Origin of the sequence: Vibrio sp. RM-41-2B, assembly GCF_024744415.1 — a bacterium.
In the GTDB taxonomy this organism is placed as follows: domain Bacteria; phylum Pseudomonadota; class Gammaproteobacteria; order Enterobacterales; family Vibrionaceae; genus Vibrio; species Vibrio diabolicus.
In genome coordinates this window covers 73539-94967 of the sequence record NZ_JAMQWD010000040.1, presented here as the reverse complement: position 1 = coordinate 94967, position 21429 = coordinate 73539, and the positions used below count along the sequence as shown (strand labels likewise).

The window sequence follows — 21429 nt, the reverse complement described above, 5'->3', positions numbered from 1 at the left end:
TTTTCTATGATTTACGCACTCTGACTGAAGGCTTAAATCGAACCACGATATTCCGTCGGCGTTCTGCCTGTGCGGTTCTTAAATACTCGACAGAAATAGTTCACGTCTTTAAATCCACAGCGCACTGACACGTCATTGAGTTTGAAGTTGTATTTCTTGAGCATAAACTTCGCACGATCCACGCGTACCCAAGTAATGTAGTCTGCCAAGGTCATGTGCCCCTGCTGACGGAACAAGCGCGACAAATGGTTCGAGGAAATACTGAATCTCGACGCAATGCTGTCACGTGTGATTGGGCGATGGAAGTTCTCTTGAATGTAGATACAAATCCCTTGATAGAGATCTTGCACACGGCTATGTGATTGCTGCTCGACTGGTGCATCCAACATCGTCTTCGCGTATTGCAGTAATGCTTGCAGTAAAAGCTCATCCATTGGTTTTTTAGTATTCTCACGAGCCAGTGAGCTCAACGCTTCTAAGATGTTATCTATCGCAAATCCTGAGCGTGTTTGGATGCTATGCTTTTGAATATCGTAAAAGTTTGCCTCACCTTTGTGTTTGCTCACCAAACTTAACCCAAGTTGTCGACGCCCAAACAAAATACTTAACACTGAGCAATTGGTATCCCAGTCTGGTTTATTCCAACAGTTAGGTGCAATAAATATCGCGTCGCCTTTTTTAGCAACGATGTGCGTTACTTTTCGATCATGACTTTCCATTTCATTAATATATTCCCCATCCAGAACTAACTCTAGGCGAGGGAAATTAACTTGATAGCTAAATTCAGGCGGCGTATGAAAATCTCCTGCAAACCAAATATTATGAAATGGCTCTCTTTCATTTAATACCGCTGAAATTAAATCATGAAAAATCATTGTCTCACACTCTATATATGCATCAATGATGCTATTTACTATAGATATACACCGGACTGGACTTTTGTGCTATTGAGCAAAATCACACTTCCATTTTAATGTTACAAAAATCCAGTTAACGCATCAAATTTCCAGTAACAAAAACTCTATCAACAACACTCAATCCCTTTTCAAATGGGAGCAAAGCCACATTTCACTTATCGTTTAGCTTCTTATCCATCATGTCACAGATATGCAGCTAGATTTGTCCAGTGAACGATCTAAATCACACTATAGTTAGTCGGTTACAATCCTCCAGTAAATGCATTTTTTCTTCACTACAGTCTTTTTATCAGTAATTTAAAAATACCCCTGAAATAAAAATTATATTTATAGGGGTTCGACAATGATCACCAAACTAATAAATGAAGACTTAATTAATCTTGATCTTAAAGCGTCTTCAAAAGAAGACGTATTTAAAGAACTGGTTGCCGTTCTTCATGCCCAAGGTCGTATTTCTGACCAAACACAATTTCTTGCAGATATAAAAGCACGTGAAGAATTAGGAAATACTGGATTTGAAGATGGCGTGGCAATTCCACACGCGAAAAGCGCCGCTGTGATTGAACCGGCGGTTGTGATCGGCGTAAGCAAATCAGGTATCGAGTACGGCGCGGAAGACGGTTTGCCTTCAAAGCTGTTCTTCATGATAGCTTCTCCAGACGGTGGCGATAACCACCACATCGAAGTACTTGCAGAGCTGTCTTCAAAACTGATTGAAGATGGTTTCATCGATGCGTTCTTAGGCGCAACAAACAGCCAAGACGCACTGGCGCTCCTTCTTGCTAAAGAAGAACCGCAACCAGTGACAGATGCTCCAGCGAACCAAGGTTTCATCGTTGGTGTTACCGGTTGTCCTGCGGGCGTTGCGCACACCTACTTAGCAGCAGAAGCGCTAGAGAAAGGCGCCGCGGCAATGGGTTACGAAATCAAGGTTGAAACGAACGGTTCAATCGGTGTGAAAAACAGTCCAACCGCAGAAGAAATCGAGCGTGCAGATGCCATCATCGTGGCATGTGACAAGCAAGTTGACATGAACCGCTTCGCGGGCAAACGCGTGGTTAAAACCAACGTAAAAGCCCCAATCCGCGATGCTCAAGGACTGATTAATGAAGCGTTAAACGCACCGACCTACCAAGCTGAGTCCAATGGCAATACGCCAGCGTCGGTTGCAAACAAAGCCTCTCAGGCTCGCTCTGACCTTTACCGCTACTTGATGAATGGCGTATCACACATGATCCCATTCGTTGTCACGGGTGGTCTGTTGATTGCCCTTGCTCTTGCAGTCGGTGGTCAGCCAAGTGAAGCGGGTATGGCGATTCCTGAAGGCAGCATGTGGAACCAAATCCTCAACGTCGGTGTGGTTGCCTTTACGCTGATGATCCCAATCCTTGCCGGTTACATTGCTTACGCGATTGCTGATCGCCCAGCTCTAGCTCCTGGCTTGATCGGTGGTTGGATTGCAAATAATGGTTCTTTCTATGGCGCAGACGCTGGTACAGGCTTTATCGGTGCCATCATCGCCGGTCTGCTTGTGGGTTACTTCGTGAAGTGGATTACGTCGATTAACTACCACAAATTCATCCAACCTTTGGTGCCAATCATGATCGCACCAATCACAGGTTCGCTATTCATCGCTGGTCTATTCATCTTCGTTATCGGCGCGCCAATCGCAAGCCTAATGGACGGTTTGACTGCGCTACTCACTAGCATGAGTACAGGTAACGTCGTTCTACTGGGTATCGTACTTGGTGGTATGGCTGGCTTCGATATGGGTGGTCCATTCAACAAGGTCGCATTCCTATTCTCTGTGGGCATGATTGCGAGCGGTCAAACTCAATTTATGGGTGCGATGGCGTGTGCAATCCCTGTTGCTCCTCTAGGCATGGCACTGGCAACGGCGCTTGGTCGTAAGTTCGACCTGTTCGAAGAATCAGAAACCGAAGCAGGTAAAGCAGCAGGTGCAATGGGTCTGGTTGGTATCTCTGAGGGTGCTATTCCATTCGCGGCGCAAGATCCAATGTCAGTGATTCCTGCAAACGTACTTGGCTCAATGGTGGCGGCAGTAATGGCGTTCTCATTCGGCATCACCAACAGCGTTGCTCACGGCGGTCCAGTTGTCGCTCTACTTGGCGCGATGAACCACCCAGTCCTTGCTCTGATTTGTATGGCAGCTGGCGCAACGGTTACCGCAGTAACGTGTGTAACGTTGAAGAAAGTGCGTAAAGCAAAAATGATGCAAGCAGCCGCTTAATCACCCCAACCCCAAATGGCTCCTATGGCTTGGGCAATGTCGCCTAAGCCATGATTTTCTCGCATGGTGACACTCTATGTCTGATTTAACGATGTCCGATACACAAACGATTCAAACTCAAGCTAAGCATCTGGTGTTTTTCCTGATGAACAACGTGATTCAAAACTACGCTTGGGGCAGTACTACTTCTGTTAACCAACTGTTTGGCATTGAAAACCCAACGGGCGAACCACAAGCCGAAGTATGGATGGGCGCGCATCCAAACGGTTGCTCAGTGGTGATGGTAAACGACGAGGAGACCAAACTCTCTTCACTGATTGCTCTAGACATGAATGCTTTTCTGAGTGAAGAAGTCGCAAACCGTTTTGGTGAACTTCCATACCTGTTTAAAGTACTTGCTGCTGAGAAAGCGCTGTCGATTCAGGTGCACCCAAACAAGCAACAAGCAGAACTGGGTTTTGCACTGGAAGAAAAACAAGGCATTCCCCTAACCGCTGCAAACCGTAACTACAAAGATCCAAACCACAAACCAGAATTGGTTTACGCGCTAACCGAATACCAAGCGATGAATGGCTTCCGCCCAACAAGTGAAATCATCAGCTTCTTCTCTGAGCTGGCGATTCCTGAGCTGCAAAGCTTGGTGGATGACCTTATCGACAATCAAACTTCCAAAGGCTTGGCGAGCTTCTTCTCCGGTCTATTGTCACTGGAAGGCGAACAGAAAGAGATGGCGTTGACGGTGCTATTGGCACAAGCTCGCATCACCGACTTACCTCTGTTCAACCTGATCTTGGAGTTAGAAGCGCAATACCCGGGCGACATTGGTTTGTTTGCGCCCTTGCTACTCAACGTCATCACGCTGAAACCAGGCGAAGCGATGTTCTTGAATGCAGAAACGCCACACGCGTACTTGAAAGGTATGGGGCTTGAGATCATGGCGAACTCAGACAACGTGCTACGTGCCGGTTTAACGCCGAAGTATATGGACGTAAAAGAACTCGTTGCATGCACACGCTTCGAAGAAAAGCCATTCGACACCCTACTGCTTGCGCCAATCGAAAACGACGACATGTTGGAATACCCAATTCCCGTCGACGATTTCAAATTCGCGATTGTAAAACAAGCCAACCAACGAACGCTTGATGTAAGAACCGCAGAAATCCTGTTGCCGCTAGATTCCCCGCTCGTGATTACACACGCAAATGGTGAAACGTGTGTTGTAGATAAAGGACAATCGGTTTTCATCCCAGCTTATTCCAAGCAGTACACCTTGAATTGTAAAGGTCGTGTCGCACGGGCTTACAGTTAATATCGCTGATTAAGTTTGCATGTCGTTACTGCCAATAAGCAAAAAAGAGCAGAGAAACGTCTCTGCTCTTTTACTTAATATGCGCTTTTCCCGATAAATTCACGCAATAATCAAATTGTCTAGAAAGGTTTACTGCTTAGCGTGGAACATCGCTTGTCCACTTTTATCTTTATTCGACCAAAAGTTAATATTGAACTGTGCATCATCGCTCATTTCAATACGATGCCAATACTGTGGCGGGCTTGTCGCGAACTGACCTGCGTTGATCACGACGACCATTTCAGGCTCTGTCGCGAATTCATCTGCAAAACCATAATAGGTGACTTGCCCCTCCATTACACATAACTGCCCAAACACGCCTTCGGCTGTGTTGTGATGAGTTAGAAGAGCTGGAGGCACACTGCCTTTGGTAAAAAATGGCGTCGAACGTTGAACCGTCCAGTCTTTCGGAATACGAAGATGTGACATGGTTATACCCTCTTTGAATATAAAATTGTGCTGCTTGAAGCGAGTTACGATTGCGCGACTTGAGACAGTTCACGCAGTAACGGAAAAGCCTGAGCCACTTGCTCACCCGTCACAACAAACCCTGTCAATATGCTTTGTTCATTTTCAGCTTTTGCCACGATGCCAGATTGAGAAATCTGCACATTCCAATTAGCGACAGCACTGAAGTCCCCGGCAAGCTGAATTGGGTAACTCGGCGTTTTGACTTTTACTACCATTGGCGGCAACTTCAATTGCGCTTCCTGTCCAAGCAACTGCTTACCTAAAACATTAGCGCTCAACACGATTGGCTGAAGGTATGGAAGCATACGCCCTTGTATCTCGGCGCAATCGCCCAGAGCGAATACATTGTTCGCAGAAGTCTGCAGCTTAGCGTCGACAGCAATGCCTTTCCCAACCTCTAATCCACAAGCGTTCGCTAATTGAGTGTTTGAACGCAAGCCAGCGGCAGAAATCACTACATCAATCTCGCTCACTTCACCGCTGTTCAAAGTCGCTACCAACGAATCGGCGGTACGATTCACCTCAACAACCCCATTTCCCAACGCCAGTTGAATGCCTTGCTGCTTAAGTTGGATTTCCAGAGGCAACGCCACAAACTCAGGAATAAGATTGGCAAGCAAGCGTTGGTTTGATTCAACCACCGTAACGGCTTTGCCGCTGCTCGCAATATCCATTGCAATCTCAACGCCAATCAAACCACCACCGATAACCATTACGCGCTTTGCTTGACTGATTCGCTCTTCTGCGAGCTGATACTCTTGTAACGAATTGAGCGTTAGGACATCGCCAGAAGCATCACCTCGCATTGGAGGAACAAAAGCTTTTGCACCCGTTGCAAAAACCAGTTTGGAGTACGCATAAACTTGTCCATCTGCTACCACTTGTTGGGCTTGCGTATCCACACTCTCAATTTTAGTGTGGGTTAATAACTCGATATGATGCTCTTGAGCAAACGCTTCTCCCGTTTTTACCACCAGATCCCTCGCGGTCTGTTTTCTACTGAACACATGGCTCAAATCGGGCTTGTTATACTCCGCACCGTCATCAGCGGTGAATACTTGAATTGACACCTGTGCATCCATTCGACGCACAGTTTTAACCAGTTGATAGGCCGCAAAGCCACTGCCTATGATTACAATTGGTGCTTGCATCACAGCTCCTTACCCCTTGAACTCAACAAATACATCTTTACCCAAGTGACACTCAGGGCAAAGGAAGTAGTCCGGAACGTCTGACCACGTGGTACCCGGTTCAATTCCTTGATTAGGCTCCCCCTGAGCAGGGTCATACACCCAGTTACAAACGGTGCAAATCATGCATTGGCAATCTGATGGATGTGCCTCTGAGCTTGGATTAATAAGCTCCCTTTCGACCACGGCTTGCGTTTCTACTTGTACAACGGGCTGTGATTGAACTTGCGGTGCAGACGCAGCCATCATCGGAGCCGCAACAGGACTTGTTAGTGGATGTTTCGCCCACAATTTCGCGATGCTCTTGCCATGTTCACGACACTCACGCATCGCTTTACCATCTGGTCGCCATTTGGTTTTCAAACTCACTGCGGTTTCAAAGCCTGCGTCGGTCAATCGAGCATGGATACGATCCACCGCGCCACCATTCCAACCGTAGCTACCGAATGCAGCGGCCTTCTTCGCTTTAAAGCGTAAACCAGTAATTTCTTCTAGCATGCCTGCGATCTTCGGCATCATGACGTTATTCATGGTAGACGAACCAACCAAGATGCCTTTTGAGCGGAATACGTTGGCGAGAATTTCATTCTTATCATGCTTAGAGACATTAAAGACTTTGACCGCCACACCGGGGTCGACATCGTGAATGCCTTGCGCGATTGCATCGGCCATCATTCGGGTGTTGTTTGACATAGAATCGTAGAAAATCGTAATGCGATCTTCTTGATAATTGTCCGCCCACGCCAAGTATTGCTCGATGATTTGAACGGGATTATCGCGCCATACAATGCCGTGTGACGTTGCGATCATGTCGACAGGCAAGTTGAAGCTCAGCACTTCTTTGATTTTGGCGGTTACCAAGCTGCTGAATGGCGTTAGGATGTTTGAGTAGTAACGCAGACACTGTTCCATCAACTCATTTTGATCCACTTCGTCGTTGAACAAACGCTCATCACAATAATGCTGTCCAAAGGCGTCATTACTAAACAGCACCGCATCGCCGGTTAAGTAAGTCATCATACTGTCAGGCCAGTGCAACATCGGCGCTTCCACAAATACCAATTGTTTACCGTTACCAATATCGATGCTGTCACCTGTTTTTACCGTTTTAAAGTTCCATTCGGGATGGTGGTGATGACCCACAATCGAATCAATCGCCGCTTCTGTACAGTAAATTGGCGTGTTCGGAATCTTCTCCATCAATGCAGACAATGCGCCTGAGTGATCTTCTTCAGCATGATTTACTACGATAAAGTCGATAGACTTAAGGTCGATTTCCATTTCTAAATTTTGGATGAATTGTTGACTGAATCGATGATCGACCGTATCAATCAATACGGTTTTCTCTTCACGAATTAGATAACTGTTGTAGCTGGTACCTTTTGTCATTTTGTATTCTGTACCGTGGAAGTCTTGAACTTCCCAATCGCGTTGACCTACCCAGTGGATATTGTTTTTTACGTGAATTGTCATAATTACTACCTTGAATGACGGGATAAACAAAAATAATTTCTTCTTGTATTGCACTGGGCATGCCAACTTTTAATTACTATACATTTCAATAATTTAATTAAAATACAACTTTAACAACTGTCATTATGACACAGTTGAAAATTGTCATTAAGACACTATGATAGTCATATTGACACAATTGGTATTGGCTATGACTTCTTTAATCGCTCAATGGCTACACATCACGCAAGACCTAAATTCAGCGCTCACTCGGCAAGCTCGATTTGATACCTTATTAACAACGATTCGCGAGATATTAAAATGTGATGCTTCTGCTCTTCTTTTGTATGAAGATCAGCACTTTAAGCCGCTGGCTATCAATGGCTTAGCAAAGGAAGTATTGGGACGCCGTTTTTCTATAAACCAACACCCGAGATTGGAAGCCATTGCACGCGCTGGCGATATCGTACGGTTTCCATCGAATAGCGACTTACCCGATCCCTATGACGGGTTAATTCCGAACCACGACGACAAGCTGCACGTCCATTCATGTATTGGTCTCCCTTTGTTGATCGACGATCAATTGATTGGCGCGATCACTATTGATGCCTTCGACCCGAATCAGTTCGATGGTTTACTCAATCAAGAACTACGCTTTGTAAGTGCGTTAGCCGCGGGGGGCTTGCACACTGCTCTACTACTGGAGCAGTTAGAAACACAAGCAAGCTTGCCACGTAAGTCTTACACTGAGAAACGCACCTTGAGCAACGAAATCATTGGCAAATCTGCTGGGATGAAAGCACTTCAAGAGCAAATCGATGCGGCGGCAGATACCGAGCTATCAGTGTTGATAATGGGTGAAACAGGGGTTGGTAAAGAGCTCGTCGCAAACGCAATTCATCATCGCTCTCACCGAGCCAATAATACCTTGGTGTACTTAAACTGTGCCGCGTTACCTGAATCTGTCGCAGAGAGTGAACTTTTTGGTCATATCAAAGGTGCTTTTACTGGTGCTATCAGTAATCGGAAAGGTAAGTTCGAGCAAGCCGACGGCGGCACACTATTCTTGGATGAAGTTGGCGAACTTTCTCTGGAGTTGCAAGCCAAGCTACTTCGCGCATTGCAATATGGCGATATCCAGCGTGTTGGGGATGACCGACATATTCGAGTCAACACACGCATTGTGGCGGCAACGAACCGTGTTCTGCATGAAGAAGTAAAAGCTGGCCGTTTCAGAGCAGATTTGTACCACCGTTTGAGTGTATTCCCTCTTCATGTTCCCCCACTTCGTGAACGTGAAGACGATGTCGTGCTACTGGCTGGTTTCTTTGCAGAGCAACTACGCAGCAAGTTGGGGCTGAACAGTGTTCGACTCTCTCCCACTCTAGTTCAAGCACTTAAAGATTACTCTTGGCCGGGCAACGTGCGTGAACTGGAACACGTCATCAAACGAGCGGGCGTGCTTGCCAAAGCTAGAACTCAATCGCTGGATATCGAATTGGTGGAACAAGATTTCGATATCAAAGCGTCGAACAATCAGCCCACCACTGAAGAGTCAGGTATACCTAGCTCTTCATTTGAACTGTCAGACGCTGGTTTAAAGCAAGCCACTGACACCTTCCAAAAAGCCATGATTATAAAAGCACTAGAGCAGAATCAAGGAAACTGGGCTGCAACAGCACGTCAGTTAGAACTCGATAATGGTAATTTACACCGCTTAGCCAAACGGTTAGGTATAAAGTAAAAAAGGATACGGACGGTTTGAATTCCGCAAGAAAATCTATCTCGCTTATGTCAAAATGCACCATCACAATCGAAAAGTCTGTAATGTAATGAACTACCAAGCTGCTATTTTTGATATGGATGGTTTGCTACTTGATACTGAGCGCGTCTGTATGCGTATTTTCCAAGAAGCATGTGAAGTCCAAAACCTTCCGTTTTATGAAGATGTTTACCTGTCGATCATTGGTCGCAATGCGGCAGGTATTGAAGCAATTTTCCGCAAAGCCTACGGTGAGAACCTAGACCGCCTGCATCATGAATGGCGTACTCGTTACAATGCTGTCGTCAAACACCAAGCCATCCCATTGAAAAATGGTGTTGTTGAGCTGCTAGAATGGCTGAAAGCACAAGGCTTACCAATCGCAGTAGCGACTTCTACGGCAAAAGAGGTGGCGAAAATCAAACTGGAATTAGCGGGTTTGAGTAAGTACTTCGACAACCTCACCACAGGCTGCGAGGTAAACCACGGTAAACCCGATCCAGAAATCTATTTGTTGGCAGCGAATCGTCTGGATGTAGAACCAAGCCAATGTTTGGCCTTTGAAGATTCCAATAACGGTGTTCGCGCAGCGGTGGCAGCGAATATGGTTACTTATCAGATTCCGGATTTAGTTGAACCTTGCGAAGAGGTAAAACAATTTGGTCATTCCATCGTGCCGTCATTACATGAAGCGTTAGATGCGTTGAAGCAAAATCGCTAAACGTAAACTGCCGCTCTAACTGTTAAAGCTCAGCAATTTGGCTGAGCTTTTTTATGCTTGAGCCTCTCCTCTCACCTTCTCTAATCTACTTCTAATAAACGCCAAGATACTGCTCCAAAGGCTTAATAAGATAGACCTTATCTCTGTACGGGGCGTATTCCTTTCTTTTTTGATTTACCTCACGCCATCGCATGAAATAGGGCCTATGAGTGATCAAATAGTGGAACTAACCAGTACAAGTTTGCAACAAAACGTCAATATACCGCTTGAAGCACGTTTTTCGAGTGAAAATTGGCTGATAATGAGAACTATTGGATGAGATTAATCCAAGTCAGCCCAAAATATAAAATGGAGAGTGTTATATGTCTTTACGTTTATTAGCAGCAACCTTCGCATTAGTAGGAATGAGTTTTGGTGCCCAAGCCAGTGCCGAGTGTGAAGTGTCCCTAGATGCTAACGATATGATGCAGTTTTCTACTAAAACACTGAGCGTTCCAGCCACTTGTAAAGAAGTAAAACTGACGCTAAACCACATAGGTAAAATGCCTGCACAATCAATGGGTCACAACGTCGTTATCGCAGATACCGCTAATCTACAAGCAGTAGGTACGGACGGCATGGCAGCAGGTGCAGAAAACAATTACGTGAAGCCAAACGACGACCGTGTATACGCTCACACAAAAGTGATTGGCGGCGGTGAAAGCACCAGCATTACTTTCAGCACTGAAAAAATGAAAGCTGGCGGCGACTACTCATTCTTCTGCTCGTTCCCTGGTCACTGGGCGATCATGCAGGGTAAATTTGAGTTCAAATAAGAGCTAACTAAGTCAAAACAAGACTCATTATAGGGAAGCCATCGCTTCCCTTTTTATTGCACCTTAGTTAAGCACGTCGATGGATAATCTCATCCAAAGGTACAGGCCTTGCTAAGTAAAACCCTTGAACTTTATCAACCCCACTTGACCGCACAAAGTCATAGTCAGACTGCGTTTCCACCCCTTCCGCTACGACCTCGCAATTTGCAATATGTCCTAACTTAGCAACCAATCGATACAGTTGCCGTCCACGATGATCGTTAGCGTCCAATAGCAGCGATCTGTCTAGCTTAATCTTGTTAAATGGATACTTGAACAAATGAGGAAACGATGCGTAGCCCGTACCAAAATCATCCATTGTGATACGAACTCCCATACTCTGTAGAGCTTTCATGGTGTTAGTTAAAGAAACTTCATTGTCTAATACGGCTTCTTCAGTAATTTCAATTTCAAGCCATTCAGCCGGGATTCCAAAATAGACCAACCTGCCTTGTAAATGCTGAACAAAATCCACTTGTTGAATGGTAGCAACAGAAACATTAATGGCCACTCTTCGCTGATCAGATAATCCCATTTCCTTCATATCCGACAACACCTTTTCGAGAACTAGTTTATCGAGCAGTGGCATAGCATCTAACCGGTGAAAATCTTCAATAAACGTTGGTGAAAGTAAGTTTCCATCTTCATCTTTATATCGAATAAGCGCTTCGTAAGAATACTGTTCCGCATCCTTTGTTGAATGCTGCTTTTGATAAAACATCACCAACTCGCCTTCACGAAGAATGGAAGTTAAACGCTTCTGCGCGGATGACTTGCTGATACTCGATGTGTTCGCATCTTTCACACTACTGAGTAGTGATTTAAATAGGGATTGTTCTAAACCATTGTAAGTATTACTTACACCAAGCTGCCCCACATATTTGCCTGCATAGGCTAGATAAAAAGGTCGATAAATTAGTACACCAATCGCAATCACCACCAGTTGAAGTATCGCCCCCTGGACCTGATGCCCCATTGCAACATAACCACTCAACAGAGGCGGTGTCATCCAGTTCACAATATTTTCAACAGGCTCAATTAAGCCGGAAGCAATTGCGCAGTAGGTGATGATAAAACTTACCAGCGGCACTAATACAAATGGGACGACCAGAATAGGATTAAAGATGATAGGCAACCCAAATAGCAGCACTTCATTGATGTTGAACATCACCAATGGTGCTGCCGCTAACGCCAGTAAAATATGATTGCGCTCTTTAGCGAACAATAACAGACACAGGAGTAAACTGATGCTATTCCCTGACCCGCCCATGGATAAAAATGCGTCGTAAAAACCTTGGCTAATGACGTTAAGCGACGCTTCGCCTGTTTGCCAAGCAGCCATGTTGGCTTCGGTCGCAGCGTATATTTGCTGCTTGATAGCAAACAACATGTTGTGACCATTAATGCCCGCCGCTCCTAATAAGCTCAAGATGGATTGATAAAATAATCCTCCTGTGAACGTCAGCGGATCAAAGTTAAGTCCAGCCACTGTTGTAGTAAAAGCATCCATCACCGCTGCGGTGACATGAGATAAGCTAACCGCAAATAAAACGAATACGAAAAAATGTAAGACATCTTTAAAAAGACGAGAAGAGAAGTCCATTGCTTGAGGATCAAGCAACTCAATTCGGAAACTTTTACAATAAACGTATGACACCGTTGCACTAAAGAGTGCTAATAACGGGTTATTCGGCAACATGTAATTACTAGAAAGGCTGTCATTCTCTATTGAAATTAAATAGAACATGACCAACGAATAAATGATGATAATCGCGCTCGACACATTCACTTTATGCGATAAATAGTAACCAGCCACAATGCAAAACGCTGTGGGATATAAGTTGATTAAAATATCAGAAAGATGGAACAATAACTGAGAAACCTCTGACCCCCCTAGGACTCTAGAAGCGTGACCAAGAAAGATGGCAAGTGCGTTAGATAGCGTCAGCGGTAACAGCAATAAGGCAATAGATGCGAGATCAGTAAGATAAGATTTAGATCCAAGTCGCCATTTATCTGTAAATACCGTTAGACGATGAAGGGGATCAAATACGCGTTCACGACGAGTGTGCATGGTGAGTTCTTATATTAAGTAATAATCATCGGCTGCGAAATAGGCAGCCGTAAATGCAACGGCCAGACTCAGTAACGTATTATTTGGTGGATAATTTTTAGTGTTTCTATTGGCTAAAACAATAGTTTGAATTACCAGTCACAGTGCAAAGATGTCGCAAGTGCAATTTAACGATTATATACCCCTTGATCCAATGAGATTATTATCCTTAACGATAAAAGCCATACCAAGCATCTCGATATGGCTATCGTTAAAACTGATGTATATACCCTAATGACTTCAAGAAGGAGGCTTCGGTGACACGCCCTTGACGAGCGAGTTGATTTGGCTCAGATACACTGTGAACGATTTTTGATTTAGCACGAGTAGAACTTCAAGTCGTAGTCTCGTCTGTAAAACAAATCATTCAATCCCGTGTAATTCTTTCCAGTTACCTGGATGAACCACATAGCCGAACAGGGCATGCCCGCCATAAACCAGCTCGGTTCCTTCCGGGATCCACAGCATCTGACCTGGGTGAACAAGATGTGTCTCACCATTTGCGGTCAGCTCGAAACAGCCTTCAATCACAAAAATAACCTCATCATAAAGCACCGTCCAAGCCACCTGAGCGCCTTCCCATTTAGCAAAGCCTACGCCAATGTTTGGTGAAATTTCTGGGCTTAACGCCCTGGCAACATACGCCATTCCAGGCGTATCACCACGAACATTGAAATCTAGGTTTTTACTATCAACGAGTTTGACTTGCTTCATAATTCACTCCGGCTTTGCCATTTTGCTAATTGGATACGCGTTTTTACTCCCATGCCTAAAAAAGGCTCTGGCGGATTCAAACAAGGCATCCCTGTCACTTGCTGTATGTCATCCAATGATTTAGATGTCGCACCAACGACATAGTCAGCTAACAGCGTTCCAGAAATGGTTCCCCACGCAGCACCAACACCATTGTCACAAGCGCTGGCATAAACACCTTCATCTAATTGACCAAAAAAGTTAGTAAAGTTACGAGAGATGGCATATACCCCACCCCATGTATGAGTAAATGGTACGTCGGCCAGCTCGGGGTAACGCGCCAAAAAGACTTGACGATGATCGTCTCGGATTTGCTCTCTGACTTTATCGTTCATGCTTGAGCCATACTTCGGCACGTGTTTGTAAGTATTGCGGATCAAAATACGTCGATCAGCGGTCATACGTAACGTCGTTCCCGCATGATCTGCTGGAGTTAACCCCCAATTCAGCTCACCTCCGTATCGTTGCATTTCTGCGTCGGTCAATGGACGCGTCCAGCTTGCAAACGTCATCACTGGCAGTAATCTGTTTTTAAGGTAACCAAACTCACGAGTAAAAATGCTGGTGCCAAGTAACAGTTCAGTGGTTTCAACAGAACCACTATCTCCATGTAATACCCAGTAACCGTTTTCTTTACTGAGTTTGCGGATTGGCGAGTTTTCTAATACCTCGACATTCTCTGGAAGACTTTCCCCTAACCCACGCACCAGAGCAGCAGGTTGCATTAAATAACCACCTGGCGTGTAAATTGCGCGGCTGTAGTAATTTGTCCCTAAGACTTTCGCCAGCTCACTACCATTAACATGGAAGTATGGTTCGCCAAGGTCTTTCATTAGGTGCTCAAAGTGATCGAGATAAGCTTCACCGCGCGCCCCTACGGCTCCTTGATATTTGCCCTTTGCTGACCACTGACAAGAAATACTGTGCTTCGACACTAAAGTGTCTAGCTGAGCAATAGCAGAACGGTTGAGCGATAATAACTTTTGTTTGTGCTCAGGGTCGGGATGCTCAAGTGAAAACTTATGAGGCAAATCGATCACAAAGCCCGAATTTCTCCCTGACGCCCCTTGGCCGATACGTTGCGCATCAATCAGTATAATTCGTGCGTTAGGCTGAAGCTCAGCTAAACGTCTTGCCATAGCTAGTCCAGCGAAACCGGCACCTAGCACGGCATAGTCAGCAGTTTGTTTACCTTTTAACGCTGGTTTTTCTGCAATACTTGGCAACGCATGGTACCAACCACATGTTGCATCATCATTGGGTAAATGAATCATCTTCTTTCTCCGTTACGCTGCTGACAGTTTCAATGACAATTGATCTAGCCAAGGACCTCGTAATGACTGTACTTTTCTTCCTAGCAACGCAAAGCCAAGCATCGTTCCCTCAGGAGAATAAAACGCAGCGGTCAATTCATCTGCCTGACTCTCGATATACCATTGTCCCAGTTCGTTCGGGGCAACCGGGAAAATAGTGAGTGGAAGAATCGGCGTTTTTACAATCACAGGAGTTGGCGTTAACGAGATTGGCGTAATATCACCTAGCAAGCTTTTCGCTACGGAAGGAATCATTTGATTAATCGGCGCAATATACGGCTGCCAACCTTGCTCCGTTTCAACACAGTCGCCTAGCGAGTAAATATTCTCATCACTCGTCTGGCCGAATTGATTCACTTTAATGCCGCGGCCCACTTCGAGGCCTGCTTGCTCAGCCAGCGATACATTGGGCTTGAGCCCAACCGCGCTTAGCACTAGGTCTGCTTCAATCTGCTTGCCACTGTTTAGATGCAAAACCGCGCTTGATTCGGACCTTGGCTCGATTCTGGCGATACTGTCTTGTAGAGCCCATTGCACGCCTCGATCTGCAAGTGCGCTTTGTAATGATTCACCCAACTGTTGCGGGATCAAACGCTCCATTGGCCATTGACCCAACCCAATAACTGTCACTTCATAACCGCTTTCGATCAGGTCATTCGCAAACTCACAGCCAATTAAGCCATCACCTAGGATTGCGATGCGCTTTTTGTCTTGCAGCTCCGCTCTGAAACGCCGGTAATCAACTAAGTCGTTCACACTCATAACACAAGAGCGATCACCCTCAATTGGGATTTCAATCGGTGATGCACCTGTTGCCAGTACCAAGCGACTGTAGGCGTATTTACCGATGGAGGTATGTAGCGTTGAATTGGCACGATCGATATGTTCAACGCGGGTATGCGGGTAAACGCGGATATTGAGACGGCTTTCCCACTCCAACGCACTTTCACTTTGTAGCGCGTCGCCGTCTTTATTCATGACCAGTGCATTAGACAAGGCAGGCTTGCTGTACAGTGCGCCATCATCAGCGGTAAAGACAGTGATCGGAACCGTTTCAGATTGCGCTCTAAGTGCCGCTGCCAACTGGTAACCACTGTGGCCACTACCGATGATAACGATAGGGTCAGCTGAAAATATAGGCTGAGTGACTTCAGATGGAAGTGGCTGAGCCGCATTTGGCTGAACAGACGATCCTACCGATACCGAAGACACTGCCGCGACCTCTTCTACTGGCGTATCGTCGGTGATTTCGATCATTTCAAAATCGGCCTTACCCACTAAACAGTCGGGGCATAACCAATCATCCGGCACATCTTCCCATGCTGTTCCTGGTGCAATGCCATCGGATGGCCAACCTTGTGCTTCATCATAGATTAAGCCGCAAATAATACAGAGCCACTTTCTCATCACTTTTACTCCAACTACCTTGTTCAGAATTTCCGTGTTTACAAACCACTGTCAGATTTGTAGCGATTCCATCAACCTCGCCCTAGCTTGTGGTCTGAAATCCAAGCCGGTGCGAGGTGATGAAAATCAAGTTACACGGTAGCTATACGTTGCTGTCTTGCTGCAAACGAATAGCAATATTGCGTGTCTGGACATAGCTATAAATCGCTTCTTGTCCTTTTTCTCGCCCAAAACCGGACAAGCCCACGCCACCAAATGGTGTTTCGATACCACCAGCAAACCATTCATTGATGAACACTTGCCCACCACGCAGTTGCTGCGCCACACGCAATGTTTGGTTTAGGCTTTCACCAAAGACACCAGCGACCAGGCCAAAATCGGTGCCATTCGCGATCTCGATTGCTTCTTGCTCAGTTTCAAACGGTGTAATCACCAACACAGGACCAAACACTTCTTCTTGTGCAATGCGCATATCTGGCGTGGCTTCAATCACTGTTGGTGCCACAAAGTAACCCGATAGATCAGGTGCGTAGCCACCCGTCAGGATGTTTGCGCCGTCGGCTTTTGCTTGCTCTATCATTTCAAGCACGCGTGCTTGTTGATCAGCCGATACCAACGGTGTGATGTCCGGCTGGCTTTCGCCTTGGCCAATGGTTAGGCTTTTTGCCATTTCCACAACCGCCGCTTTTACTTCTTCATAACGCTCTTTTTGAATCAGCAAACGAGACATTGCCGAACAAACTTGACCCGCGTTAAAGAAAATACCGACTTGAACGCTTTGTAAAAGCGTTTCGAGACTCACATCTTTCAGTGCGATAGCGGCCGATTTACCACCCAGCTCCATCACAGATGGTGTGGCGCGTTGCGCTGAATCTTTCAGGATGCGTTGGCCGGTCGGTACCGAACCCGTAAAGACAATTTGATCAACGTCTTGGTGCTGCACCAAATGACTGCCAACGACTGAGCCTTTGCCACATAGCAAGTTAATCGTGCCTTTTGGGAAGCCCGCTTTTTCAATCGCTTTAATCAACAACGTCATGGCAAGTGGAGAAATCTCTGGCGATTTGATCACCACTGCGTTACCTGCGGCTAATGCAGGTGCCAATGAGCGTGCACAAATAGAGACAGGGAAATTCCACGGCACAATCTGCACTGACACGCCAAACGGCACATATTGAGTGAAGTCGACATAGTCTTTACCCAACGGAATTGACGTGCCTTCCAGCTTGTCGGCCATGCCAGCGTAGTATTCGAAGTAACGTGCCGACTCTAAAAACTCATCTTTGGCATCTTGCAAAGATTTCCCATTTTCACGACAGGCAACTAACCCACCTTCATCAACCATTTCACGAATAGCTGCGGCGGCTTTTAACATCCACTCGGTTCTGACGGCGGGACGAACGTCCGAAAGAAGGCCTTGATTGACCACTCGGCGTGCCGCTGCCATTGCGCGATCGGCATCGGTGATAGTGGCTTCTGCAATCGTCGCATACGCTTCGGCTGTGCCAGGATTCATGACGGTCAGCGCTTGCTCTGAATCGCACCACTCACCATCAATATAATTAAGGTAATGCATCATCTTACTGCTCCAGTGCCGCTTTCACTTGCTTTGCCAACCAGGTTTGGAAGAAATGCGTCGGAACATCCATTTCTGGTGAGAACACGCCACCACTAAAGCCAGGTGAGTAACGACCTTCCTGCATACCTTCGACCGCTCCAATATCTTCGCCGAACACGACTCGCCACGACTCAACGGTAGCGGTACGACACGCAGCAAACTCATCTTTCGTTGCTTCATCACCCACATAGAAAACACGTAGGTGCTCAACACTCTTATTCGCAGTGATTGGTTCAATCATCATTGCAAAGGCATGATCGGCTTGAATACCAAGCAACACGTTTGGAAAGAGTGCAACGTATTCTGCATGACGCAGTTTATCTTCTGGCCAGCTTGGAAATTTAGGTAAGTGTGTTCCTGCTGTATCAGAAAGGTTGTACGCGAGACTACCTTGACCAGCAAAGCGCTCTGCAAACATGATGTTGTAGTGATCCTCTAGGCGAGAATAACTGTTCAAACTCGGATGCACCCAAGGTAAGTGGTAAGCCTCGCAGTAGTTTTCTACGGCAAGCTTCCAGTTACTTTTCACTTCGATCTCTAAGTTGCCACCCATGTTCACGCGGCGAAGAAGCCCTAACCCATCTTCACCTAAGAATTGCTGCCAACGTTGCTCTAGCGGCGCGATATGATCTTCAAAGCTTTCTGCATTGCCCGATAAGTTAACGAATACCATGTCCATCCAAACGGCTGAACGAAGTGGCTTAAGGCCGTGTTTTTCACACTTAAATCGATCATCTTTGTGTTTTGCGATACCACCGATGTGTGGTGTGCCTTTTAGATTGCCGTCAAGATCGTACGTCCATGAATGGTAAGGACAGCGAATCATGCCTTGAACTTCGCCTGCCTCATGCACCAGCTTCATACCACGATGACTACATACGTTGTGGAAGACTTGGACTTCACCTTGACGATTTCTCATCATGAGTAGTGGAAGATTCATGAAATCAAGTGGCATCACATAGCCATTTTTAAGCAGGTCTGATGCAAAACCAATGCATACCCAAGTGTTACCAAACACCTGATCACGCTCAAAAGTAAAATACTCTTCGCTGGTGTAGGCCTGATTCGGCATTCCTGTTGCTTCACTGATTGGGTTCAGTACATTATCAACAAGTTCAACAGGAATAATGGTTTGGTTGACATTGCTCATATTCTTATCTCCGAGAGTCGAGTTGCATCCAGTGCGTACAACATCGTGTTGTGTTAGTGGAGATGATTTTGATTAACAACCCAGCAACAAACAAACGACTTTTTCGCCGGGTTTGGATGAGTTTTTGTCATTCGTGCATTGATCTCAAACAACAAAATAACCTTTTAATTAACAAGGTTCTTCTTGTCATGATTAATACTCATTAACCGATGAGTATTAATCAGTTGAAACACAAAAGCCCTCTCTCTACTCTCTTTCAAAAAATTAACAATAACGCAACAAACAATAACGCTAAAACAATAACGCTAAAACAAACGCACTGTGAGGGATGCCTATGAGAGCAACATCTGGGATATTGAAAGGACTCAATCCGACTGTGACTATCGCATCAAAGATCGTCGTTATCGGTTTTGTACTTTTCTGCGCCATTCTCGCCAACCAAGCGGGCCAATACTTCGAAACGATTTCCGGCATTTTGCTGCAGAATATGAAGTGGTTTTACATCGGACTTGTTTCACTCGTTGTCGGTTTTCTTCTTTATCTTATGGTTAGTCGATATGGACATATTCGTTTGAGTAAAGATGACGAAAAACCAGAGTTTAGTTATTTGTCTTGGGTATCCATGCTTTTTTCCGGAGGCATGGGGATAGGCTTAATTTTCTGGTCGGTCGCCGAACCGATGTGGCATTACGCTGACAACCCATTTACTCAAGGCCTGACCAATGAAGCCGCAACAACATCAATGAAACTGACATTCTTTCACTGGGGTCTACATCCTTGGTCTGTCTTTATTATTGTTGCACTCGCATTAGCCTACTTTTCCTACCGTAAAGATCTGCCTTTTACCCTACGCTCTATCTTGTACCCTTTGATTGGCGATCGTATTTATGGGCCTATCGGGCACACGGTTGATATCCTAACAGTCGCGGTGACTGCTTTCGGTATCTCTCAAACCTTGGGGATGGGAGTTATCCAAATAAACTCTGGTTTGAATCAAGCCTTTGGTCTAGACATTAGTTTGGGGATTCAACTCTTTATTATCGTTTCCCTTTGTACTTGTGCGGTTGCGTCGGTGCTATCTGGTGTAGGAAAAGGTATTCGCCGTTTATCAGAATGGAACATGCTGCTTTCACTCGCACTCGTGCTAGTCGTACTTTACATTGGTCCAACTCGCTATATCTTAAATACGCTACTCGAAAGTACGGGGCTTTATGCACAAAACATTGTCGGTATGAGCTTATGGAGCGATGCACAGAATGACTCTGGCTGGCAAAACTGGTGGACGGCTTATTACTGGCCTTGGTGGATGACTTGGGCACCTTTCGTTGGCATGTTTGTGGCTCGTATCTCTAAAGGACGCACAATACGTGAACTTATCGGCGGTGCTCTCATCGTACCAACGCTGATCACGTTCTTATGGATTTCAGTATTTGGTGGTGCAGCGTTGAAGGTAGAGCAAGACGCTCGTGTTGCTCATCAAGAGCAAGTCACTGCGGCACAAGAAGCCAAACAAACACCACCTGCGGATTTTTCTGGCGGCCCGATTCTTGAAGCGACTAAAGCTGATACGACACGCGCTTTGTTTACGCTATTCGACAACCTAGATACAGGTATGTTTGGTAAACTCCTTAGCGTGCTTGCGTGTTTATTACTCGGTACTTATTTCATTACCTCCGCTGACTCAGGTACCTTAGTTCTATGTACCCTCGATGCCGCTGGACACAGTGAGCCTCCTACGTCTATACGCGTATTGTGGGGGATCATGATCGCTGCCATTGCGGGAGTGCTTCTATATGCAGGAGGGTTAAAAGCAATGCAAACGGCCTCCATTATTGCCGGTTTCCCTATCGCGATTTTTATCGCGGTGATGAGCTTAACACTGTTCCATAGTATTCGACGAGAACCTAAGCCATGGGCAATGCTTCCTGAACATGTTCACCCAGAGCAAGAGAAACTTGATGGTCCTGTTGAACCGCTTGTTGAAAGCAAAACGGTAGCTTCTGAACCTATTACTTCAACATCCTCGCTAAAAAATGATTCGACACTCAATCAAGGACCAGCACTCACTTAGTGCGTCATTTCATCCAATCAATTCAAACAAAGCGGGAA

At 45.8% G+C, this 21429-nt stretch carries 16 protein-coding genes; 6 read left to right on the top strand and 10 right to left on the bottom strand.

The genetic code is table 11. The annotated features are described in order from the left end of the window. Positions 1-32 precede the first annotated feature (32 nt). Positions 33-875: a helix-turn-helix transcriptional regulator gene (locus tag NB463_RS17970; protein ID WP_005392465.1), complete on the bottom strand. Its 843-nt coding sequence runs from the start codon at positions 873-875 to the stop codon at positions 33-35. Positions 876-1260: 385 nt separating this feature from the next. Between NB463_RS17970 and NB463_RS17965 the strand changes: the two genes are divergently transcribed. Both NB463_RS17965 and manA read left to right on the top strand, forming a co-directional pair. Continuing rightward, positions 1261-3168, top strand: a complete 1908-nt coding sequence (locus NB463_RS17965) for a PTS fructose transporter subunit IIABC (protein ID WP_258431284.1) — start codon at positions 1261-1263, stop codon at positions 3166-3168. A 76-nt stretch (positions 3169-3244) separates the two neighbouring features. Then, the gene (gene manA, locus NB463_RS17960) at positions 3245-4477 is read left to right on the top strand and encodes a mannose-6-phosphate isomerase, class I (RefSeq protein ID WP_258431283.1); all 1233 of its coding nucleotides are present in this window, start codon (positions 3245-3247) and stop codon (positions 4475-4477) included. 129 nt (positions 4478-4606) lie between these two features. Here manA and NB463_RS17955 read toward each other — a convergent pair whose 3' ends face one another. Genes NB463_RS17955 through norV form a run of 3 tightly spaced genes read right to left on the bottom strand, consistent with a single transcriptional unit; the run spans position 4607 to position 7650 of the window. Continuing rightward, positions 4607-4945 (bottom strand): DUF1971 domain-containing protein, encoded by a 339-nt coding sequence (locus NB463_RS17955; RefSeq protein ID WP_006742231.1) that lies wholly within the window; start codon positions 4943-4945, stop codon positions 4607-4609. Between the two features lie 44 nt (positions 4946-4989). Continuing rightward, on the bottom strand, positions 4990-6138 hold the full coding sequence (gene norW / locus NB463_RS17950) for an NADH:flavorubredoxin reductase NorW (RefSeq protein ID WP_258431282.1): 1149 nt from the start codon (positions 6136-6138) through the stop codon (positions 4990-4992). A gap of 9 nt (positions 6139-6147) precedes the next feature. After that, a complete protein-coding gene (norV, locus tag NB463_RS17945; RefSeq protein WP_258431281.1) occupies positions 6148-7650 on the bottom strand; it encodes an anaerobic nitric oxide reductase flavorubredoxin in 1503 nt (500 codons plus the stop codon). A 190-nt stretch (positions 7651-7840) separates the two neighbouring features. On the opposite strand from norV, the gene norR reads away from it, so the two are divergent. The 3 genes from norR to azu all read left to right on the top strand — a co-directional run bounded on the left by norR (position 7841) and on the right by azu (position 10927). Next, the gene (norR, locus tag NB463_RS17940; RefSeq protein ID WP_258431279.1) at positions 7841-9373 is read left to right on the top strand and encodes a nitric oxide reductase transcriptional regulator NorR; all 1533 of its coding nucleotides are present in this window, start codon (positions 7841-7843) and stop codon (positions 9371-9373) included. An 88-nt stretch (positions 9374-9461) separates the two neighbouring features. Then, a complete protein-coding gene (locus tag NB463_RS17935) occupies positions 9462-10112 on the top strand; it encodes an HAD family hydrolase (protein WP_258431277.1) in 651 nt (216 codons plus the stop codon). 362 nt (positions 10113-10474) lie between these two features. Further along, complete coding sequence (azu, locus tag NB463_RS17930; RefSeq protein ID WP_258431276.1) at positions 10475-10927, top strand: azurin; 453 nt, start codon at positions 10475-10477, stop codon at positions 10925-10927. Positions 10928-10994: 67 nt separating this feature from the next. On the opposite strand, the gene NB463_RS17925 is transcribed toward azu, so the two are convergent. The 6 genes from NB463_RS17925 to NB463_RS17895 all read right to left on the bottom strand — a co-directional run bounded on the left by NB463_RS17925 (position 10995) and on the right by NB463_RS17895 (position 19320). After that, positions 10995-13040, bottom strand: a complete 2046-nt coding sequence (locus NB463_RS17925) for an EAL domain-containing protein (RefSeq protein WP_258431274.1) — start codon at positions 13038-13040, stop codon at positions 10995-10997. A gap of 402 nt (positions 13041-13442) precedes the next feature. Next, the gene (locus NB463_RS17920; RefSeq protein ID WP_005392453.1) at positions 13443-13793 is read right to left on the bottom strand and encodes an ethanolamine utilization protein; all 351 of its coding nucleotides are present in this window, start codon (positions 13791-13793) and stop codon (positions 13443-13445) included. After that, positions 13790-15106 (bottom strand): NAD(P)/FAD-dependent oxidoreductase, encoded by a 1317-nt coding sequence (locus NB463_RS17915; protein WP_074189840.1) that lies wholly within the window; start codon positions 15104-15106, stop codon positions 13790-13792. Before NB463_RS17915 ends, NB463_RS17920 begins: the two co-directional genes overlap by 4 nt. 12 nt (positions 15107-15118) lie before the next feature. Next, complete coding sequence (locus NB463_RS17910; RefSeq protein ID WP_441351639.1) at positions 15119-16552, bottom strand: FAD-dependent oxidoreductase; 1434 nt, start codon at positions 16550-16552, stop codon at positions 15119-15121. 142 nt (positions 16553-16694) lie between these two features. Continuing rightward, positions 16695-18131 carry an aldehyde dehydrogenase family protein gene (locus tag NB463_RS17900; protein ID WP_258431273.1) on the bottom strand — a complete coding sequence of 479 codons (1437 nt, stop codon included), beginning with the start codon at positions 18129-18131 and terminating at the stop codon, positions 16695-16697. 1 nt (position 18132) lies between these two features. Beyond that, on the bottom strand, positions 18133-19320 hold the full coding sequence (locus NB463_RS17895) for an aromatic ring-hydroxylating oxygenase subunit alpha (RefSeq protein ID WP_005392447.1): 1188 nt from the start codon (positions 19318-19320) through the stop codon (positions 18133-18135). 334 nt (positions 19321-19654) lie between these two features. Between NB463_RS17895 and NB463_RS17890 the strand changes: the two genes are divergently transcribed. After that, the gene (locus NB463_RS17890; protein WP_258431272.1) at positions 19655-21391 is read left to right on the top strand and encodes a BCCT family transporter; all 1737 of its coding nucleotides are present in this window, start codon (positions 19655-19657) and stop codon (positions 21389-21391) included. The last annotated feature ends 38 nt before the right edge of the window (positions 21392-21429 follow it).

What these genes read in the sequence shown, in the direction of transcription:
- NB463_RS17970 (WP_005392465.1), bottom strand. Translation starts at nt 875, where the DNA reads ATGATTTTTCATGATTTAATTTCAGCGGTATTAAATGAAAGAGAGCCA.
- NB463_RS17965 (WP_258431284.1), top strand. Translation starts at nt 1,261, where the DNA reads ATGATCACCAAACTAATAAATGAAGACTTAATTAATCTTGATCTTAAA.
- manA (WP_258431283.1), top strand. Translation starts at nt 3,245, where the DNA reads ATGTCTGATTTAACGATGTCCGATACACAAACGATTCAAACTCAAGCT.
- NB463_RS17955 (WP_006742231.1), bottom strand. Translation starts at nt 4,945, where the DNA reads ATGTCACATCTTCGTATTCCGAAAGACTGGACGGTTCAACGTTCGACG.
- norW (WP_258431282.1), bottom strand. Translation starts at nt 6,138, where the DNA reads ATGCAAGCACCAATTGTAATCATAGGCAGTGGCTTTGCGGCCTATCAA.
- norV (WP_258431281.1), bottom strand. Translation starts at nt 7,650, where the DNA reads ATGACAATTCACGTAAAAAACAATATCCACTGGGTAGGTCAACGCGAT.
- norR (WP_258431279.1), top strand. Translation starts at nt 7,841, where the DNA reads ATGACTTCTTTAATCGCTCAATGGCTACACATCACGCAAGACCTAAAT.
- NB463_RS17935 (WP_258431277.1), top strand. Translation starts at nt 9,462, where the DNA reads ATGAACTACCAAGCTGCTATTTTTGATATGGATGGTTTGCTACTTGAT.
- azu (WP_258431276.1), top strand. Translation starts at nt 10,475, where the DNA reads ATGTCTTTACGTTTATTAGCAGCAACCTTCGCATTAGTAGGAATGAGT.
- NB463_RS17925 (WP_258431274.1), bottom strand. Translation starts at nt 13,040, where the DNA reads ATGCACACTCGTCGTGAACGCGTATTTGATCCCCTTCATCGTCTAACG.
- NB463_RS17920 (WP_005392453.1), bottom strand. Translation starts at nt 13,793, where the DNA reads ATGAAGCAAGTCAAACTCGTTGATAGTAAAAACCTAGATTTCAATGTT.
- NB463_RS17915 (WP_074189840.1), bottom strand. Translation starts at nt 15,106, where the DNA reads ATGATTCATTTACCCAATGATGATGCAACATGTGGTTGGTACCATGCG.
- NB463_RS17910 (WP_441351639.1), bottom strand. Translation starts at nt 16,552, where the DNA reads ATGAGAAAGTGGCTCTGTATTATTTGCGGCTTAATCTATGATGAAGCA.
- NB463_RS17900 (WP_258431273.1), bottom strand. Translation starts at nt 18,131, where the DNA reads ATGATGCATTACCTTAATTATATTGATGGTGAGTGGTGCGATTCAGAG.
- NB463_RS17895 (WP_005392447.1), bottom strand. Translation starts at nt 19,320, where the DNA reads ATGAGCAATGTCAACCAAACCATTATTCCTGTTGAACTTGTTGATAAT.
- NB463_RS17890 (WP_258431272.1), top strand. Translation starts at nt 19,655, where the DNA reads ATGAGAGCAACATCTGGGATATTGAAAGGACTCAATCCGACTGTGACT.